Raw genomic sequence first — 16,016 nt, 5'->3', positions numbered from 1 at the left:
TCCACAAGGCGGCGAAGACAGGCCGGGGCCGGTTCGCGCCGCTCGATAAGGGAATGACAGGAATTATAGCAGCCACGGGCACCCAGCCCCCGCGAGCCTAAGGCTGGACCAGCAGGCGCCCATGTTCCACGTGGAACCGCGCGATCGGCAACGCCATGTCGGCCAGGGCCTGCGGGGTTTCGGTCGCGGTGACGAACACCTGCGCCGGCCCGGCCTGCAGCCGCTGCAGCACGCGCCGCTGGTGGTGCTGGTCCAGTTCCGAGGCCAGGTCGTCCAGGGCGATCACCGGCCACTCGCCGCGTTGCTCGGCATAGTCCTCGGCCTGGGCCAGCAGGCAGGCCAGGGCGGTGAGCTTGGCCTGGCCGCGCGACAACGCGTCCCGACCGGGGATGGCCGCGAACTCCAGGCTCCAGTCGGCACGGTGCGGCCCGACCGAGGTATAGCCGTACTGGCGGTCGCGCTCGCGGTTGAGCAACAGCGCATCGGCCAGCGGCACCTCGTGGCGGCGCCAGCCCGGCGCGAACTGCAGGTGATGGATGCCCAGCGCTGGCGCCAACTCCGGGCCCAGCGCCAACAGGCGCTGCAGCAGGCGTTCCAGGTAGTGCTCGCGGCAGGAGGTGAGCGGTTCGCCAGCCTCGGCCAGCTCGTGGTCCCAGGCATCCAGGGCCGCGCCGCCGCCGCCGCTTTTCAGCAGGGCATTGCGCTGCTTGAGCGCCCGCGCATAGCGACGCCACAGCGCCAGGAAGTCAGGTTCCACGTGGAACAAGCCCCAATCGACGAAACGCCGGCGCGGTTCGCCGCCGCCGCTGACCAGCACATGGCTCCCCGGTTCGAAGGTGACCACCGCCAACGCCGCGCAGAGCGTGCCGAGGTAGGCGACGTCTTCACCATCGAGCCGGCCACGCCAGTCCTGCCCGCTATGGCGCAGCCCGGCGCGACGGCGGCGCGGTTGCTGCGGCTCCGGGCCGCGTTCCTGCCATTCGACGAACACGTCCAGTGCGTCCTGGCCCTGGCTGACCAGGCCATCGCGCACCCGCCCGCGGAAGCTGCGGCCGTAAGCCATCAGGTGCATGGCCTCGAGGATGGTGGTCTTGCCGGCGCCGTTGTCGCCGGTGATCAGGTTCAAGCCCGGCGCAGGCGCCAGTTCCAGCGCGGCGAAGCGGCGCAGGTGATGAAGATCGAGGCGGGAGACGTGCATACGCGGAATCGGGGCGAGGCGCTCGCACCGGGCGCACGCGGGTCGGCTCATCAGGGGAGGGCGGCAGCATACCCAAAGCTGTCGCGAACGTCCTGTCGCGGGCGGCGCCTGGCGATCGGGGGTTTGGGTCGATGCGGTCGGCGAGCCTGGGCAATGGCTGGTCCTGCGAGGCCATTCGCGCCCCAAGGCGTGTTCCTGGAGACATCAATCGGCAGCGGTAGGGCCCCGTCGAGACTGAAGTCGCTCCGACAGGGAGCAGGTCAGGGCGTAAAGAACGCCGGCTCACCCGGGCAAAATAAAACCCGGCGCGAGGCCGGGTTTCTTGTTGTGTTCCACGTGGAACACGAGTTCTCTGCGCAGGTCAGAGGCGCAGCGGCATCACCACGTGGCGCGAGCGGGCGCTGCTAGCCTCGCGGACCAGGGCCGAGGAGTTGGCGTCGCGCAGCTGGATCACGATGAACTCCTCGCGCAGCGCCGACAGCGCGTCGAGCAGGTAGTTCACGTTGAAGCCGATCGCCAGGTCGCTGACCTTGGTGTCGGCCTCGATCTCTTCCTGCGCTTCTTCCTGCTCGGGGTTGTGCGCGCTGATCTTCAGCTGGCCCGGCGAGACTTCCACGCGCACGCCGCGGTACTTCTCGTTGGACAGGATCGCCGCACGCTGCAGCGCGGCGCGCAGCGCCTCGCGATCCAGCTTGACCTCGCGGTCGGCGCCGATCGGGATCACCGCTTCGTAATCCGGGAAACGGCCGTCGATCAGCTTCGAGGTGAAAGTGACATCGTCGCGCTTGACCCGCACGTGGCTGCGGCCCACTTCCAGCTCGACCTCGCGATCGCCGCCTTCCAGCAGGCGTTGCAGCTCGGTCACGCCCTTGCGTGGCACGATGATCTGGCGCTTGGCGCCGCCGGCGTTCTCCAGTTCGGTCTCGCACAGCGCCAGGCGATGGCCATCGGTGGCCACGCAGCGCAGAGTCTGGTCGCGCAGGTCGAACAGCAGGCCGTTGAGGTAGTAGCGCACGTCCTGCTGCGCCATCGCGAACGCGGTGCGCTCGATCAGTTCCTTCAGCGCCGCTTCCGGGACCAGCACCCGCTCGGTGGCTTCCACTTCGTCGACCGAGGGGAAATCGTTGGCCGGCAGCGTGGCCAGGGTGAAGCGGCTACGCCCGGCCTGCACGGTGATCTTGTCGCCGGTCTGCGAGACGGTGATCTTGCTGCCGTCGGGCAGCGCCCGAATGATCTCGAACAGCTTGCGTGCCGGAATCGTGGTTTCGCCGTCCTGGGCGTCGTCGACCGCGATACGCGACACCATTTCCACTTCCAGGTCGGTACCGGTCAGCGACAGTTGCCCGTCGTGCACCTGCACCAGGAAGTTGGCCAGAACCGGCAAGGTCTGGCGGCGTTCGACCACATTGACGACTTGCGCCAATGGCTTGAGGAAGGCTTCGCGCTGCAGTGTGAAACGCATGTGGTTCCGTGCCCCTATGCTTTAAAAAGATATGGAATAAATCAAAAGCTTGGTGGTGATGGTAGAGCGATTTTCGGTGCAAAGGTAGCTTAACTATCTGGAATGCAAGGGTTTTTCGCCCTCTCAATCCCGGGTATTACTGCCCCTGAAGGGGTGGGGAAACCTGTGGATAGTTTTGCCGGCGCCGCCGCGCTGCACTTTATCCACAGTTTCTACCGGATTTGTCGCGAAGTCATGCACCGATTTATCCGTCGCTTCCGACCATGCCGCACCGGCGCGTTCGCAAGGGTGCGGATCCGCGCCTCTCCAGCGCAGTGCCGGCCCGCTACTCGCTCAGCTTGCGGATCAGCTTGTCCCAGTCCTCGCGCAGCTTGCCGTCGGTCTCCATCAGGTGCTTGATCTGCCGGCAGGCGTGCAGCACGGTGGTGTGGTCGCGGCCGGCGAACGCATCGCCGATCTCCGGCAGGCTGTGTTCGGTCAGTTCCTTGGTCAACGCCATCGCCACCTGCCGCGGCCGCGCCAGCGAGCGGGTGCGGCGCTTGGACAGCAGGTCCTTGATCTGCAGGCCGTAGTAGTCGGCCACGGTCTTCTGGATGTTGGGGATGCCGATCGCCTGCTGCTGCGCGCGCAGCAGATCGCGCAGCGTCTCCTGGGCGAACTCGGTGGTGATCGCGCGGCCGGTGAAGTTGGCGCGGGCGGCCAGCGTGTTGAGCGCGCCTTCCAGGTCGCGCACGTTGGAGCGCATCTTCTTGGCGATCAGGAACGCCACGTCGTCGGGGATCTCGGCGCCGCGTTCGCGCGCCTTGGCCAGCACGATCGCCGCGCGGGTCTCGAAGTCGGGCGGATCGATCGCCACCGACAGGCCCCAGGCCAGGCGCGACTTCAGCCGCGGCTCCAGGCCTTCGACCTCGCGCGGGTAGCGGTCGCAGGTCAGGATGATTTGCTGGCGGCCGTCGAACAGTGCGTTGAAGGTGTGGAAGAACTCTTCCTGGGTGCGGTCCTTGCCGGCGAAGAACTGGATGTCGTCGATCAGCAGCGCGTCCACCTGCTGGAACTGGCGCTTGAACTGGTCCATGGTCTTGTCCTGCAGCGCGCGGATCATCGCGCTGAAGAACTGTTCCGAGCGCAGGTACATGACCCGCGCGTTGGGGTTCTGCTCGCGCATCGCGTTGCCGGCGGCGAACATCAGGTGGGTCTTGCCCAGGCCGGTGCTGCCGTACAGCAGCAGCGGGTTGTGCGCGCGGTCGCCGGGCTTCTGCGCCGCCTGCGTGGCCGCGGCCAGGCCGAGCTGGTTGCTGCGGCCTTCGACGAAGTTGGCGAAGGTGTAGTGCGAGTCGAGGTTGCCGGCGAACGGTTCCAGCAACGGCGCCGGCGGCGTGCGCGCGGCGGCCGCATCGCTGGCGACCGGGGCCACCGGCTCCGGCGCGCGCGGACGCGAGCCGACCTGCAACGCCACTTCGCCGCTGCCGGCGAAATAGGTCATCAGTTCGCGGATCCGCGCCAGGTAGCGCTCGCGCACCTGTTCGACGATGAAGGCGTTCGGGGCGTACAGGACCATGCTGTTGTCATGGCGCTGTTCGGCTTGCAGCGGTTTCAACCAGGTGTGAACGTCCTCGGCTGGAAATTCAGCTTCCAGACGTTCCAGGCAACGGGGCCAAGCATCCATCAGATGTAATTCATTGAGAGACCAGGCGTGAGGCGCGAACGATCGCGGCGCACTCGGCCGGTGAGAAGAGGAAAGCGGATGGGTCAGACTACCATCGGCACGCAGGGTCTGGAATGGTTTTCCCGTATCTATTCACAGATCCATCCACAGGCAGCACGCGGGCCCCGCTCTGGCGCCGGATAGACAGCAGTTGACCGCACCCCGGTTGGTTCTATAGAATTTCCGGTTCTTTCCGCCTCATTCAGACAGAGCGCCCCGATGGCCACCAAGCGCACATTCCAGCCCAGCAACCTCAAGCGCAAGCGCGACCATGGCTTCCGTGCCCGTATGGCGACCGCCGACGGCCGCAAGATCCTGGCCCGTCGCCGCGCCAAGGGCCGCAAGCGCCTTAGCGCTTGATTGCTTCGCCGCCCCAGGCGGCGCCTGCAATCCGGACCGTGAAACATCCCGACCCGCGTAGGCGATTTCCTCGCTCTGCGCGGGTTCGCACGTCTGCGGAATACCGCGTCGTGTTCGATGCCGCGCGCCGCTGCTCCGAACCGCTGATGAGCCTGCACTGGCGCAGCGCCGATCACCCGGCGCGGCTGGGCCTTGCCGTGTCGCGCAAGGTCGACAAGCGCGCCGTGGTCCGCAATCGCATCAAACGCGTCCTGCGCGACGCCACGCGGCATCTGCTGCCGTGGCTGGCGCCGGGCGACTATGTGGTGGTGGCGCGCAGCGCCGCCGCCCAGGCCAGCGGCGAACAGCTGCGTCAGGCCTATCTGCGCCTGCTGCGTCGCGCTGGCGCATTGCCGGCCCCGGCTGCGGACGGCACAATGCCGCCGCCCCTCTCTCCTTCTTCCCCCACTTCCAAGTCAGAACCCGTTTCTGGCTGAGCCGAGCTTGCCTGTCCGATGAACCAGACCCGCCTTTTCCTGATCTTTGCCTGGCTGATGGTCGCGGCCCTGTTGTGGATGGAGTGGAACAAGGAGCACGCCGCGCCTGCGGCCGATGCGACCGCCATTGCGGCCGCGACCACGGTACCGCCCGCGCAGGACGCCGATGCCGGCGCCAGCGGCGCCCCGGCCGTGCCGCGCGCCACCCAATCCGGCGCCCCTGCCGTGCCCGGTGCCAGCAGCGCGACTGCCGCGCCGGTCGCCGCCGGCGCCGCGCCGCGCGTCACCATCACCACCGACGTGCTGCACCTGACCCTGGACGGCCGCAGCGTGTTCGATGCGGACCTGCTGCTGTTCCCGCAGACCAAGCAGCCCGGCAGCCCGCCGGTGGCGCTGCTGACCGAGGACCCGGTGCATCCGTACACCGCTACCAGCGGCTGGGTCGGTGAGAACAACGCGCCGTCGCCGGGTCCGGGCGGCTTCCGCCCCGAGCAGCCGGGCAAGGACTACGTGCTGGCCAAGGGCCAGGACGCGTTGCAGGTGCCGTTCGTGTGGAACGGCCCGGACGGCATCAGCATCCGCCGCGTCTACACCGTGCAGCGCGGCCACTACGCGGTGCAGATCAAGGACGAGATCATCAACCAGGGCAGCAAGCCCTGGCAGGGTTACGTGTTCCGCAAGCTGAGCCGGGTGCCGACCATCGTCAGCCGCGGCATGACCAACCCGGATTCCTTCAGCTTCAACGGCGCCACCTGGTTCAGCGCGCAGGACGGCTACCAGCGCCGCGCGTTCAAGGATTTCCTGGAAGACGGCCCGGTCAACCAGACCATCAAGGGCGGCTGGATCGCGCTGCTGCAGCACCACTTCTTCACCGGCTGGATCCCGCAGGCCGACCAGGAGGCGGTGTACGTGCTGTCCAACGACGGCCCGCGCCACGTGATCGAGGCGCGCGGCCCGGCCTTCACCGTCGCCCCCGGCGCGCGCGCCAGCAGCGAGGCGCGGCTGTGGGTCGGCCCGAAGCTGGTCAACCAGATCGCCAAGGAAAACGTGCGCGGCCTGGACCGCGTGGTCGACTACAGCCGGTTCTCGCTGATGGCGATCCTGGGCCAGGGCCTGTTCTGGGTGCTCAGCCACCTGCACACCCTGCTCGGCAACTGGGGCTGGTCGATCGTCGGCCTGGTGATCCTGCTCAAGCTGGTGCTGTATCCGCTGTCGGCCGCGCAGTACAAGAGCATGGCCAAGATGCGCAAGTTCCAGCCGCGCATCCAGCAGCTCAAGGAGCGCTACGGCGACGACAAGCAGAAGTTCCAGACGGCGATGATGGAGCTGTACAAGAAGGAGAAGATCAATCCGATGGGCGGCTGCCTGCCGGTGCTGGTGCAGATGCCGATCTTCTTCGCGCTGTACTGGGTGCTGGTGGAATCGGTGGAGCTGCGCCAGGCGCCGTGGTTCGCCTGGATCCAGGACCTGACCGCACGCGATCCGTACTTCATCCTGCCGGTGATCAACGTGGCGGTGATGTGGCTGACGCAGAAGCTGACGCCGTCGCCGGGCATGGACCCGATGCAGGCGCGGATGATGCAGTTCATGCCGCTGGTGTTCGGCGTGATGATGGCCTTCGTGCCGTCGGGCCTGGTGCTGTACTGGGTCACCAACGGTTCGCTGGGCCTGCTGCAGCAATGGTGGATGACCAAGCGCCACGGCGAGCCGGCCACCGCCGGTGCCGGCGCCAAACCACCGGCCAAGACGAAGAAGTAAATCCGACAACGCCCGCCGCCAGGCGGGCGTTGCGTATGCGGCCGCGGCACTGCGCGGTCGCGTGTCCTGCCACCGTCCTTGCGAGCCCCGGGCCATGCTCGACCGCCGTTCCGTCTCCCTGCTGTCCACCGCGCTGTGCCTGCTCGCGCTTGCGCTGTCGGGCTGCCAGCGCAGCACGTCGTCCACGACCACCGCCGCGGGCGCCGCGCCGTCCGCGCACGCGGCGGACACCGACGCCACGCCGTTGCCGGGTTCGCCCGCCCTGCAGGCGCAGGCCGCGGCGATCCGCACGCAGCTGCAGGAACAGCTGGCGGCGCAGCGCAAGATCATCGTGCTGCTGGCCGACGAGGCCAAGCAGTCGCCGGCCGAGCGGCAGACCTCCAGCGGCGTCGGCCAGCAGCTGTTCCACGAAGGCCTGGAGCGGCGCGACGCGTTGGCCAGGCAATTCGATGCGTTGCTGGCGCAGCCGGACGCGCAGCGTTTCGCCGCGGTCGGCGCGCTGCTGGACTACGTCGAATCGGCGCCGGACCTGTACGACGCCGACCGCCTGGCGTTCCGCGAGATCCTGGCCGACTGGCAGGCGCGCATCGGCAAGGATTCCTCGCTGCCGGCGATCAAGCTGCACCAGCGCATCGGCGAGGATCTGGAAGCGCTGGACGAGATCGAGCGCAGCTACAACCGCGAGATCACCGCGATCTTCAGCCGCTTCGACCGCACCCGCGCGATCGTGCAGAAGCGCGAGAAGTGGGAGGACTACGTCGCGCACCTGGGCACGCTGTACACGCGCGAGCGGATCCTGCGCGATTACGGGGTGATCACCCCGTATCCGATGTCGATGCAGGACAGCGACCGCGAAGTGTTCGGCCGCGACCTGCCGCCGAAGACGGTGGTGCTGAGCTTCGACGACGGCCCGCACCGCGAGTACACCGACGAGATCGTCGCCATCCTCAAGCGCTACGACGTGCCGGCCACGTTCTTCGAGGTCGGCCGCAACCTGGGCAAGCTCGATGCCGACGGCAAGGTCGAACTGGCGCCGCTGGCCAGCGTCAGCCGCGAGCTGATGGAGCAGGGCTATACGGTCGGCAACCACAGCCTGACCCACGCGCAGCTGTCCAAGGAAACCGGCGCCGCGCTGCGCAGCCAGATCCTGGACACCGACCGCATGCTGCGCGCGGTCGATGCCAAGCGCGCGCCGCTGTTCCGCTTCCCGTACGGCGCGCGCAACGCCGAAGGCATGCAGATCCTCGGCGAAGCCGGGCTGAAGTCGGTGATGTGGAACGTGGACTCGCTGGACTGGGCCGATCCGGTGCCCGAATCGATCGTGCAGCGCGTGCTCGAGCAGGTCGGCCGCGAGCAGCGCGGCATCCTGCTGTTCCACGACATCCACGCGCGCACGGTCAAGGCGCTGCCGCAGATCCTGGACCGGCTCAGCGCCGACGGCTACCAGTTCGCCGCCTGGAACGGGCGCGACTTCAGCGTGGCGCGCGCGGCGGCCAACGCCGCGGCGCCGGCGGTGACCAGCGGCTACGACAAGTCGTGGGCGATCGTGATCGGCATCGACGACTACGCGCACTGGCCCAAGCTGCAGTACGCGGCCAACGACGCGCAGGCGATCGCGCAGACGCTGACCGGCAGCTTCGGCTTCCCGTCGTCGCAGGTGATCGTGCTGAAGAACCAGGAGGCCACCCGCAACAACATCCTGGCTGCGTTCCACGACCGCCTGGCGCACGGCGGGGTGGGCAAGAACGACCGCGTGTTCGTGTTCTTCGCCGGGCATGGCGCCACCCGCAAGCTCGCCTCCGGGCGAGACCTGGGCTACATCGTGCCGGCCGACTCGGACCCGGCGCAGTTCGCCACCGACGCGATCCCGATGACCGAGATCCAGGACATCGCCGAGAGCCTGGAAGCCAAGCACGTGCTGTTCGTGATGGACGCCTGCTACAGCGGCCTGGGCCTGACCCGCGGCGGCGGCGGCACCGGCGCCTACCTGCGCGAGAACGCGCGGCGCGTGGCGCGGCAGATGCTCACCGCCGGCGGCGCCGACCAGCAGGTCGCCGACAGCGGCCCCAACGGCCATTCGGTGTTTACCTGGGTATTGCTGCAGGCGCTGTCGGGCAAGGGCGATCTCAACGGCGACGGCCTGATCACCGGCACCGAACTGGCCGCGTACGTCGCGCCGGCGGTGTCGAGCATCTCGCCGCAGACGCCGGCGTTCGGCAGCCTGCCCGGCTCGCAGGGCGGCGAGTTCGTGCTGCAGGTGCCGGACGGCGACGAGTTCCTGACCGCCAACACCCAGCAGCTATCCTCGGCGGCGATCGCGATGAACGACCGGGTCGCGGCGGCGGTGCCGGCGGTGGCCACGCCCGCCACGGCGACGGCTGCATCGGCCACGGCGCCGGCGGCCAAGCCGACCGTGGTCAAGGACCTGCAGGGCGGCGAGCGGCCGCTGGCGGTGCCGGCCGCCGCCGGGCCGCTGTCCGATCGCCAGCAGGCGCAGCGCGCCAACGACCGCGGCCTGCAGCTGTACAAGGAAAAGCGCTACGACGAGGCCGAGGCGCAGTTCACCGAAGCGCTGAAGCTGCGACCGGACTTCGCGCTGGCGGCCAACAATCTCGGCTTCATCTACTACCGCCAGGGCAAGTACGCGCAGGCCGCGCGCTGGCTGGAGAACACGCTGAAGATCGATCCGTCGCGCGCGGTGGCCTACATCAATCTCGGCGATGCGTACCGGCAGATGGGCGACGCGGCCAAGGCCAAACACGCGTTCCAGACCTATCTGGAACTGCAGCCGAGCGGCGCCTCGGCGGCCTACGCGCGCACCCAGCTGCAGACGTTGTAGCCTGCAGCGCCGCCGGAACGTTCTTCGCCATGCCGCACGCCGCCGACACCATCGCCGCCATCGCCACCGCCCCGGGTGCGGGCGGGGTCGGCGTGGTGCGCGTGTCCGGGCGCCTGGCCGCGGCGATCGGCGCCGGTCTCGGCCTGGGCACCTTGCCCGCACGCACCGCGCGCTATGCGCGCTTTCGCGATGCGCAGGGAGAGACGCTCGACGACGGCATCGCGCTGTGGTTCCCGGCGCCGCGCAGCTTCACCGGCGAGGACGTGCTGGAACTGCAGGCGCACGGCAGCCCGGTGCTGTTGCGGCAACTGGTGGCGCGCTGCTGCGAACTCGGCGCGCGGCCGGCGCGGCCGGGCGAGTTCAGCGAGCGCGCCTTCCTCAACCGCAAGCTGGACCTGGCCCAGGCCGAGGCGATCGCCGACCTGATCGCCGCCGGCGACCTGCGCGCGGCGCGCGCGGCGCGCAGGTCGCTCGACGGCGTGTTCTCGCGCCGTGTCGAAGCCCTGGCAGAGCATCTGGTCCGGCTGCGCATCCACACCGAGGCGGCGATCGATTTCGCCGACGAATCGCTGGACACGCTGGGCGGCGAACAGGTCCGCGCCGGCCTGGAACAGGCACGTGCGGACCTCGCGCAACTGCTGCTGGACGCCGAGCGCGGCCGGCGTCTGCGCGACGGCCTGCACGCGGTGCTGGTGGGGCCGCCGAACGCCGGCAAGAGTTCGCTGCTCAACGCGCTGGCCGGCAGCGAGCGCGCGATCGTCACCGACATCGCCGGCACCACCCGCGACACCTTGCGCGAGACGGTGCGCCTGGATGGCGTGGAACTGACCCTGGTGGACACCGCCGGCCTGCGCGACGGCGGCGATGCGATCGAGCGCGAAGGCATGCGCCGCGCGCGGCTGGAGCTGCAGCGCGCCGACCTGGCGCTGATCGTGCTCGATGCGCGCGACGCGGACGCCGGCCGCGCCGCCATCGCCGAAGCCATCGCCGACGTGCCGCAACGGCTGTGGATCCACAACAAGAGCGACCTGCTCGAGGCGATACCCCAGGCGACAGCCGACAGCGTGTACGTTTCCGCCGCCACGGGCAGCGGCCTGGCGCAACTGCATGCACACCTGCGTGCGATCGCCGGGCATGCCGCCGGCGACGGCAGCGACGGCGAATTCTCCGCGCGTGCGCGCCACGTGGAGGCGCTGCAGCGCGCCGCGGAACACGCCGCCGCGGCCGCCGCCGAACTGGGCTACGAGCGGCTGGAACTGGCCGCCGAGGAACTGCGCCTGGCGCACGCCGCGCTCGGCGAGATCGTCGGCCATCTCAGTGCCGACGATTTGCTGGGACGGATCTTCTCCAGCTTCTGCATCGGCAAGTAGGGCACGCTCCCCCTTGCCCGCGGCGCTCAGGGCGCCAGTGCGGCGAGCTGCGCGCGGTTGGCCTGCAGCCACTGTTCGAACGGCTGCGGCGCCTGCCCGGTCAGCGCCTGGTAGTCGCCGGTGACGGTGGCCACGCGGCCGGCGGCGGTGTTGCTGTCGAACGAGGCCAGCACGCGCGCCAGCGGCTCCGGCAGCCCGGCGCCGACCATGCCCTGGACCAGGCCTTCGACCGGGACCGGCACGACCTGGATCGGCCTGCCGAGCGTCTGCGCGACCAACGCGGCGATCTCGGCGGTGCTGTAGGCGCGCGCGCCGCTGAGGGTCAGCGTGCGCCTGGCCTCGCCGCCGCCGGCCAGCGCGACCGCGGCAGCGCTCGCCAGGTCGTCGCGGGCGATATGCGCGATGCGGCCGTCGCCGGCGGCGCTGTACCAATGGCCCGAGGCCAGCACCGACGGCAGGCTCATGAACAGGTTCTCGAAGTACCAGTGGTTGCGCAGCACGGTCCAGCCGGGCAGGGCGCTGGCGGCGATCGCATCCTCGGTGCCGGCGTGGTCCTGCGCGATCAGCAGCGGCGAATCGTGCGGCTCCACGCAGGAGGTGTAGACCAGATGGCGCACGCCGGCGCGTGCGGCCGCGGCGATCGCCGCCTGGTGTTGGGCGAGGCGATGGCCGGGGCGGTCGATCGCGTCGGTGCTGATCAGCAGCAGGCGCGCCACGCCGTGAAACGCAGCGTCCAGCGAGGAGGGGGCATCGAAGTCGCCCTGGCGCACCTCGATGCCGCGCTCCGCCCAGGCGCTCAGGATCTCGGGGCGGCGGGTCACCGCCACGATCCGCGTCGGCGGCAGCTGCAGCGTGTCGAGCAGATGGGCCAGCACGCGCTGGCCGAACTGGCCGCCGGCGCCGGTGACGAGCAGGGAGTCGGAATGAACGGACATGCGTGGATTTCCTTGTGGATGCGGTGGCGAGGCGCCAGCAACGGCGGCGCGGATGTGGAGCGGAGGGCGGGAAGCCGTGGTCTACAAAAGGAACCTGGTGCATAGTAAAGATCGCCGCCGGGCTGTAAATACGGCAGTTTTTGCGCCCCTGATTACTTTGAGGTAACCACCATGCAGGTCACCGCCACGCGCGCCGACGTGCCCGCCGAGCCGCCGCTGAGCCAGAAGTTGCGCGACTATTGGGGTATCGAGCAGTGCCCGGTGCGCGACGTGCTGGCGCAGATCGGCGACAAGTGGAGCACCCTGTTCCTGTTGCTGCTGGCCGAGCGCCCGCACCGCTTCGGCGAATTGCGCCGCGCGGTGCCCGACATTTCCCAGCGCATGCTGACCCAGACCCTGCGCGACCTGCAGCGCGAAGGCCTGGTCGCGCGCGCGGTGCTGCCGCTGGTGCCGCCGGGCGTGGAATACCGGCTGACCACGCTGGGGCAGTCGCTGGCCGCGCCGCTGGCGCAACTGGTGCAGTGGGCCGAGGCCAACCACGCCGCGGTGCGCGCGGCGCGTGCCGCGTTCGAAAGCGCACTGCCGGATGCCACGGCCACGGCCAGCGACAGCCGCCGCCGCGCGTAGCCGGCGCCGCGCCGCGGCGCGCACGGCGGCGCAAGACCGCGCCAATTTCCAATACCTCCGCCGCGCGCTCGCGCAGCATGCCGTTGCCGGCGCATCGCGTGCCGGTTGCCAGCGCCGTTGCCGCGGTGCCGGCCTTCGTGCAGCCGAGGAAGTCCGTATGCGTTCGAAAATCGCCGCCGCCCTGCTGTCGTCGAGCCTGCTGTCGCTCGGCGCGTTCGCCGCGATGGCCGCGCACTCGCCGTCGGCGGCCGTGCGCTCCGCCGCCACGCCGCCGGTCGCGGTCGCCCCGCAGTACGACACCACCCACGTCTACGTCGCGCCGGCCGATGTGGACCGCTTCGTCGCCAGCTTCCTGGCCACCTTCGGCGGCACCAGCACGCGTCAGGTGGTGGCGACGGTGACGCCGACGCCGAGCAGCACCACCTCGCAGCTGCTGCAGACCCCGGTCGGCACGGTCTCGCTGTTCGGCTTCACCACGCCGGTCCCGCATCCGTTCGGGGCCGAGCGCAACGGCTTGCTGGTGCGCGACCTGGACCAGGCGGTGGCCGCGGCGCGCGCCGCCGGTGCCGACGTGCTGGTCGCGCCGTTCCCCGACCCGATCGGCCGCGATGCGGTGGTGCAATGGCCGGGTGGGGTCAACACACAGCTGTACTGGCATACCACCGCGCCGTCGTACGCGGCGTTCCGCACGCTGCCGGAGAACCGCGTGTATCTGTCGCCGGACCGCGCCGACGCCTTCGTGCGCAGCTTCCTCGCCTTCTCCCACGGCAAGCTCGTGGACGATGCGCGGCAGGCGCCGGGACAGGAGATCGGCCGCCCCGGCGAACACTACCGGCGCATCCGCCTGCTCTCGGATTTCGGCAAGACCACGGTGGCGGTCAGCGACGGCCACCTGCCGTATCCGTACGGCCGCGACACCACCGGTTACGAAGTCGAGGACCTGCAGCAGACCCTGGACAAGGCCAAGGCGGCCGGCGTGCGGGTGCTGGTGGCGCCGTTCGCCGCGCAGGACCGGCGCAGCGCGGTGGTGGAATTCCCGGGCGGCTACGTCGCCGAGATCCATAGCCCGCTGGCGCATTGAGCGGGGACGTGCACGGCGCCCGGCGCATGCGGCACGGTGCGTTGCTGGCGCTGGCCGGCACGATCGCGATCGCGGCGCCGGTGCGCGCCGAGGAACAAGCGCCGCAGCCGGACGCGCCGGCGACGCGGCCGCGGCCGAGTACCAACCGCTGGCAGGAAGACTGGTCGGCGCTGGCCGATCCGGCCCTGCGGCAAACGCCGCTGGACCGCTTGAAGTACCTGCCGTTGGCTGCCGACGACACGCAACGCTACCTGTCGCTGGGCGCCAACCTGCGCGAGCGTTTCGAGTCGAACGATGCGCCCGGCCTGGGTACCGGCGACGCGGCCGACGCCTACCTGCTGCAGCGGCTGCAGCTGCACGCCGATCTGCGCCTGGGCAGCGACTGGCAGGCGTTCGCGCAACTCGAGGACGTACGCGCCTATGCCAAGCGCGTGCATTCCGGCGCGGACCAGAACCGGCTCGACCTGCGCCTGGCCTTCGTCGCCTACCAGCATGCCTTCGCCGCCGGCACCTTCAAGGCGCGCGTGGGGCGGCAGGACTTCGCCTTCGACCTGCAACGCTTCGTGTCTTCGCGCGATGGCCCCAACGTGCGCCAGTCGTTCGATGCGGTGTGGGCCGACTGGGAAACCGCGCGCTGGCGCGTGCTCGGGTTCGTCAGCCAGCCGGTGCAGTACGCCGATGCGCGCGCCTTCGACGACAGCTCCAGCCGCCGCGTGCGCTTCGGCACGCTGCGCGCCGAGCGCAAGGTGCTCGGCGACAACGAACTGTCCGTCTACTACGCGCTGTACTCGCGCGATCAGGCGCACTACCTGGATGGCAGCGGCCGCGAGCGCCGCCATGTGCTCGACCTGCGTTTCGCCGGCGCCGCCAGCGGCGCGGACTGGGACCTGGAAACGATGGCGCAGCGCGGCAGCGTCGGCCAGCAAGCGATCCGTGCCTGGGCGGTCGGCGCGCGTGCCGGCTACACGTGGCAGCGGCCCGCCACGCAGCCACGCCTGGGTCTGCAACTGGATGCCGCCTCCGGCGACGCGCACGCCGGCGACGGCCGCGTGGGCACGTTCAATCCGCTGTTCCCGAACGGCTACTACTTCGCGCTCGCCGGCTACACCGGCTACAGCAATCTGCTGCACGTCAAGCCGTCGCTGCAGTGGCAGGCCGCGCCGGCGCTGACCGCGACCCTGGGCGTGGGCCTGCTGTGGCGGCAGAGCACCGCCGATGCCGTGTACCTGCAGCCCACTGTGCCGGTGGCCGGCAGCGCCGGCCATGGCGGACGCTGGACCGGCCGCTACACCCAGCTGCGGCTGCAGCGCGCGTTGTCGCCGCAACTCACCGCAGCGCTGGAAGCGGTGCGCTATGACGTGGGCCGCGCGCTGCGCCAGGCCGGCGCGCGCGACAGCGACTATGTCGGCGTGGAACTGCGCTGGGCCTGGTAGGCGTTCGCTGGACGCCGCCGCCCCGCACTTGGCGCACAACGCGACACGAATCTCCAAGACGCCGCCGCCATCGCGCGCCAGCATCGCGCTTTCCCCCGCATACCAGGATGTCGCCATGCCGCTCGCCGCTCTGCCCGTTCCGGGCGCCACGTTGCTCACGCCGGGCGACCATACCCTGATCATGATCGACTTCCAGTCGCAGATGGCCTTCGCCACGCACTCGATCGATGCAGGCGCACTGCGCACCAACGCCGCCTTGGTGGCCAATGCCGCGGCCAGCTTCGGTGTGCCGACGATCCTGACCACCGTGGCGGAAAAGAGCTTCTCCGGGCCGATGTTCGACGAAGTGGTCGCGCCGTTCCCGGGCCAGGCGCTGCTCGACCGCACGTCGATGAACACCTGGGAAGACGCGGCGGTGATCCAGCGGGTCAACGAGATCGGCAAGCCGCGGATCGTGCTGGCGGGGTTGTGGACCAGCGTGTGTATCGTCGGCCCGGCGCTGTCGGCGCTGGATCAGGGCCTCGAGGTCTACGTGATCGCCGATGCCTGCGGCGACGTCTCGGCCGAGGCGCACAACCGCGCCATCGAGCGCATCGTGCAGGCCGGCGGCCGGCCGATGACCGCGCTGCAATACCTGCTGGAACTGCAGCGCGACTGGGCGCGTACCGACACCTACGCCACCACCACCGAGGTGGCGCGCAAGTATGGCGGCGCCTACGGCCTGGGCATCGTCTATGCCCGGACCATGTTCGGTGCCCACGAAGGCTGAGCG

The 16,016-nt window shown here is 69.8% G+C and carries 13 protein-coding genes; 9 read left to right on the top strand and 4 right to left on the bottom strand.

From position 1 onward, the window contains the following. Nucleotides 1-97 precede the first annotated feature (97 nt). From recF to dnaA, 3 genes are all read right to left on the bottom strand, one after another. On the bottom strand, nt 98-1,198 hold the full coding sequence (gene recF, locus HDC36_RS18615) for a DNA replication/repair protein RecF (protein WP_179570247.1): 1,101 nt from the start codon (nt 1,196-1,198) through the stop codon (nt 98-100). 361 nt (nt 1,199-1,559) lie between these two features. Continuing rightward, complete coding sequence (gene dnaN, locus HDC36_RS18610) at nt 1,560-2,660, bottom strand: DNA polymerase III subunit beta (RefSeq protein WP_179570245.1); 1,101 nt, start codon at nt 2,658-2,660, stop codon at nt 1,560-1,562. 325 nt (nt 2,661-2,985) lie between these two features. Next, complete coding sequence (gene dnaA / locus HDC36_RS18605) at nt 2,986-4,326, bottom strand: chromosomal replication initiator protein DnaA (RefSeq protein WP_179570243.1); 1,341 nt, start codon at nt 4,324-4,326, stop codon at nt 2,986-2,988. Nucleotides 4,327-4,584: 258 nt separating this feature from the next. Between dnaA and rpmH the strand changes: the two genes are divergently transcribed. From rpmH to mnmE, 5 genes are all read left to right on the top strand, one after another. Continuing rightward, entirely contained in the window at nt 4,585-4,725 is a 141-nt protein-coding gene (rpmH, locus tag HDC36_RS18600; RefSeq protein WP_003469983.1) for a 50S ribosomal protein L34, read from the top strand. Nucleotides 4,726-4,763: 38 nt separating this feature from the next. Continuing rightward, nucleotides 4,764-5,201 carry a ribonuclease P protein component gene (gene rnpA, locus HDC36_RS18595; protein WP_179570241.1) on the top strand — a complete coding sequence of 146 codons (438 nt, stop codon included), beginning with the start codon at nt 4,764-4,766 and terminating at the stop codon, nt 5,199-5,201. Between the two features lie 18 nt (nt 5,202-5,219). After that, on the top strand, nt 5,220-6,959 hold the full coding sequence (gene yidC, locus HDC36_RS18590) for a membrane protein insertase YidC (RefSeq protein WP_179570239.1): 1,740 nt from the start codon (nt 5,220-5,222) through the stop codon (nt 6,957-6,959). 94 nt (nt 6,960-7,053) lie between these two features. Beyond that, on the top strand, nt 7,054-9,798 hold the full coding sequence (locus tag HDC36_RS18585; protein WP_179570237.1) for a polysaccharide deacetylase family protein: 2,745 nt from the start codon (nt 7,054-7,056) through the stop codon (nt 9,796-9,798). 29 nt (nt 9,799-9,827) lie between these two features. Beyond that, on the top strand, nt 9,828-11,168 hold the full coding sequence (mnmE, locus tag HDC36_RS18580) for a tRNA uridine-5-carboxymethylaminomethyl(34) synthesis GTPase MnmE (protein WP_179570235.1): 1,341 nt from the start codon (nt 9,828-9,830) through the stop codon (nt 11,166-11,168). 26 nt (nt 11,169-11,194) lie between these two features. Here mnmE and HDC36_RS18575 read toward each other — a convergent pair whose 3' ends face one another. Continuing rightward, nucleotides 11,195-12,103: an SDR family oxidoreductase gene (locus tag HDC36_RS18575; RefSeq protein ID WP_179570233.1), complete on the bottom strand. Its 909-nt coding sequence runs from the start codon at nt 12,101-12,103 to the stop codon at nt 11,195-11,197. A gap of 171 nt (nt 12,104-12,274) precedes the next feature. Here HDC36_RS18575 and HDC36_RS18570 point away from each other — a divergent pair, with 171 nt between their 5' ends. The 4 genes from HDC36_RS18570 to HDC36_RS18555 all read left to right on the top strand — a co-directional run bounded on the left by HDC36_RS18570 (nt 12,275) and on the right by HDC36_RS18555 (nt 16,013). Further along, complete coding sequence (locus tag HDC36_RS18570; RefSeq protein ID WP_179570231.1) at nt 12,275-12,730, top strand: helix-turn-helix domain-containing protein; 456 nt, start codon at nt 12,275-12,277, stop codon at nt 12,728-12,730. Nucleotides 12,731-12,953: 223 nt separating this feature from the next. Further along, the gene (locus tag HDC36_RS18565; protein ID WP_206230226.1) at nt 12,954-13,811 is read left to right on the top strand and encodes a glyoxalase; all 858 of its coding nucleotides are present in this window, start codon (nt 12,954-12,956) and stop codon (nt 13,809-13,811) included. A gap of 26 nt (nt 13,812-13,837) precedes the next feature. Next, nucleotides 13,838-15,244, top strand: a complete 1,407-nt coding sequence (locus HDC36_RS18560) for an alginate export family protein (RefSeq protein WP_179570227.1) — start codon at nt 13,838-13,840, stop codon at nt 15,242-15,244. 115 nt (nt 15,245-15,359) lie between these two features. Continuing rightward, nucleotides 15,360-16,013: an isochorismatase family protein gene (locus HDC36_RS18555; RefSeq protein ID WP_179570225.1), complete on the top strand. Its 654-nt coding sequence runs from the start codon at nt 15,360-15,362 to the stop codon at nt 16,011-16,013. The last annotated feature ends 3 nt before the right edge of the window (nt 16,014-16,016 follow it).

This window comes from Xanthomonas sp. JAI131 (genome assembly GCF_013410075.1).
In the GTDB taxonomy this organism is placed as follows: Bacteria; Pseudomonadota; Gammaproteobacteria; order Xanthomonadales; family Xanthomonadaceae; genus Xanthomonas_A; species Xanthomonas_A bonasiae.
Note: the sequence above shows the minus strand (reverse complement) of the source record. Positions and strands in the feature narration are given on the sequence as shown.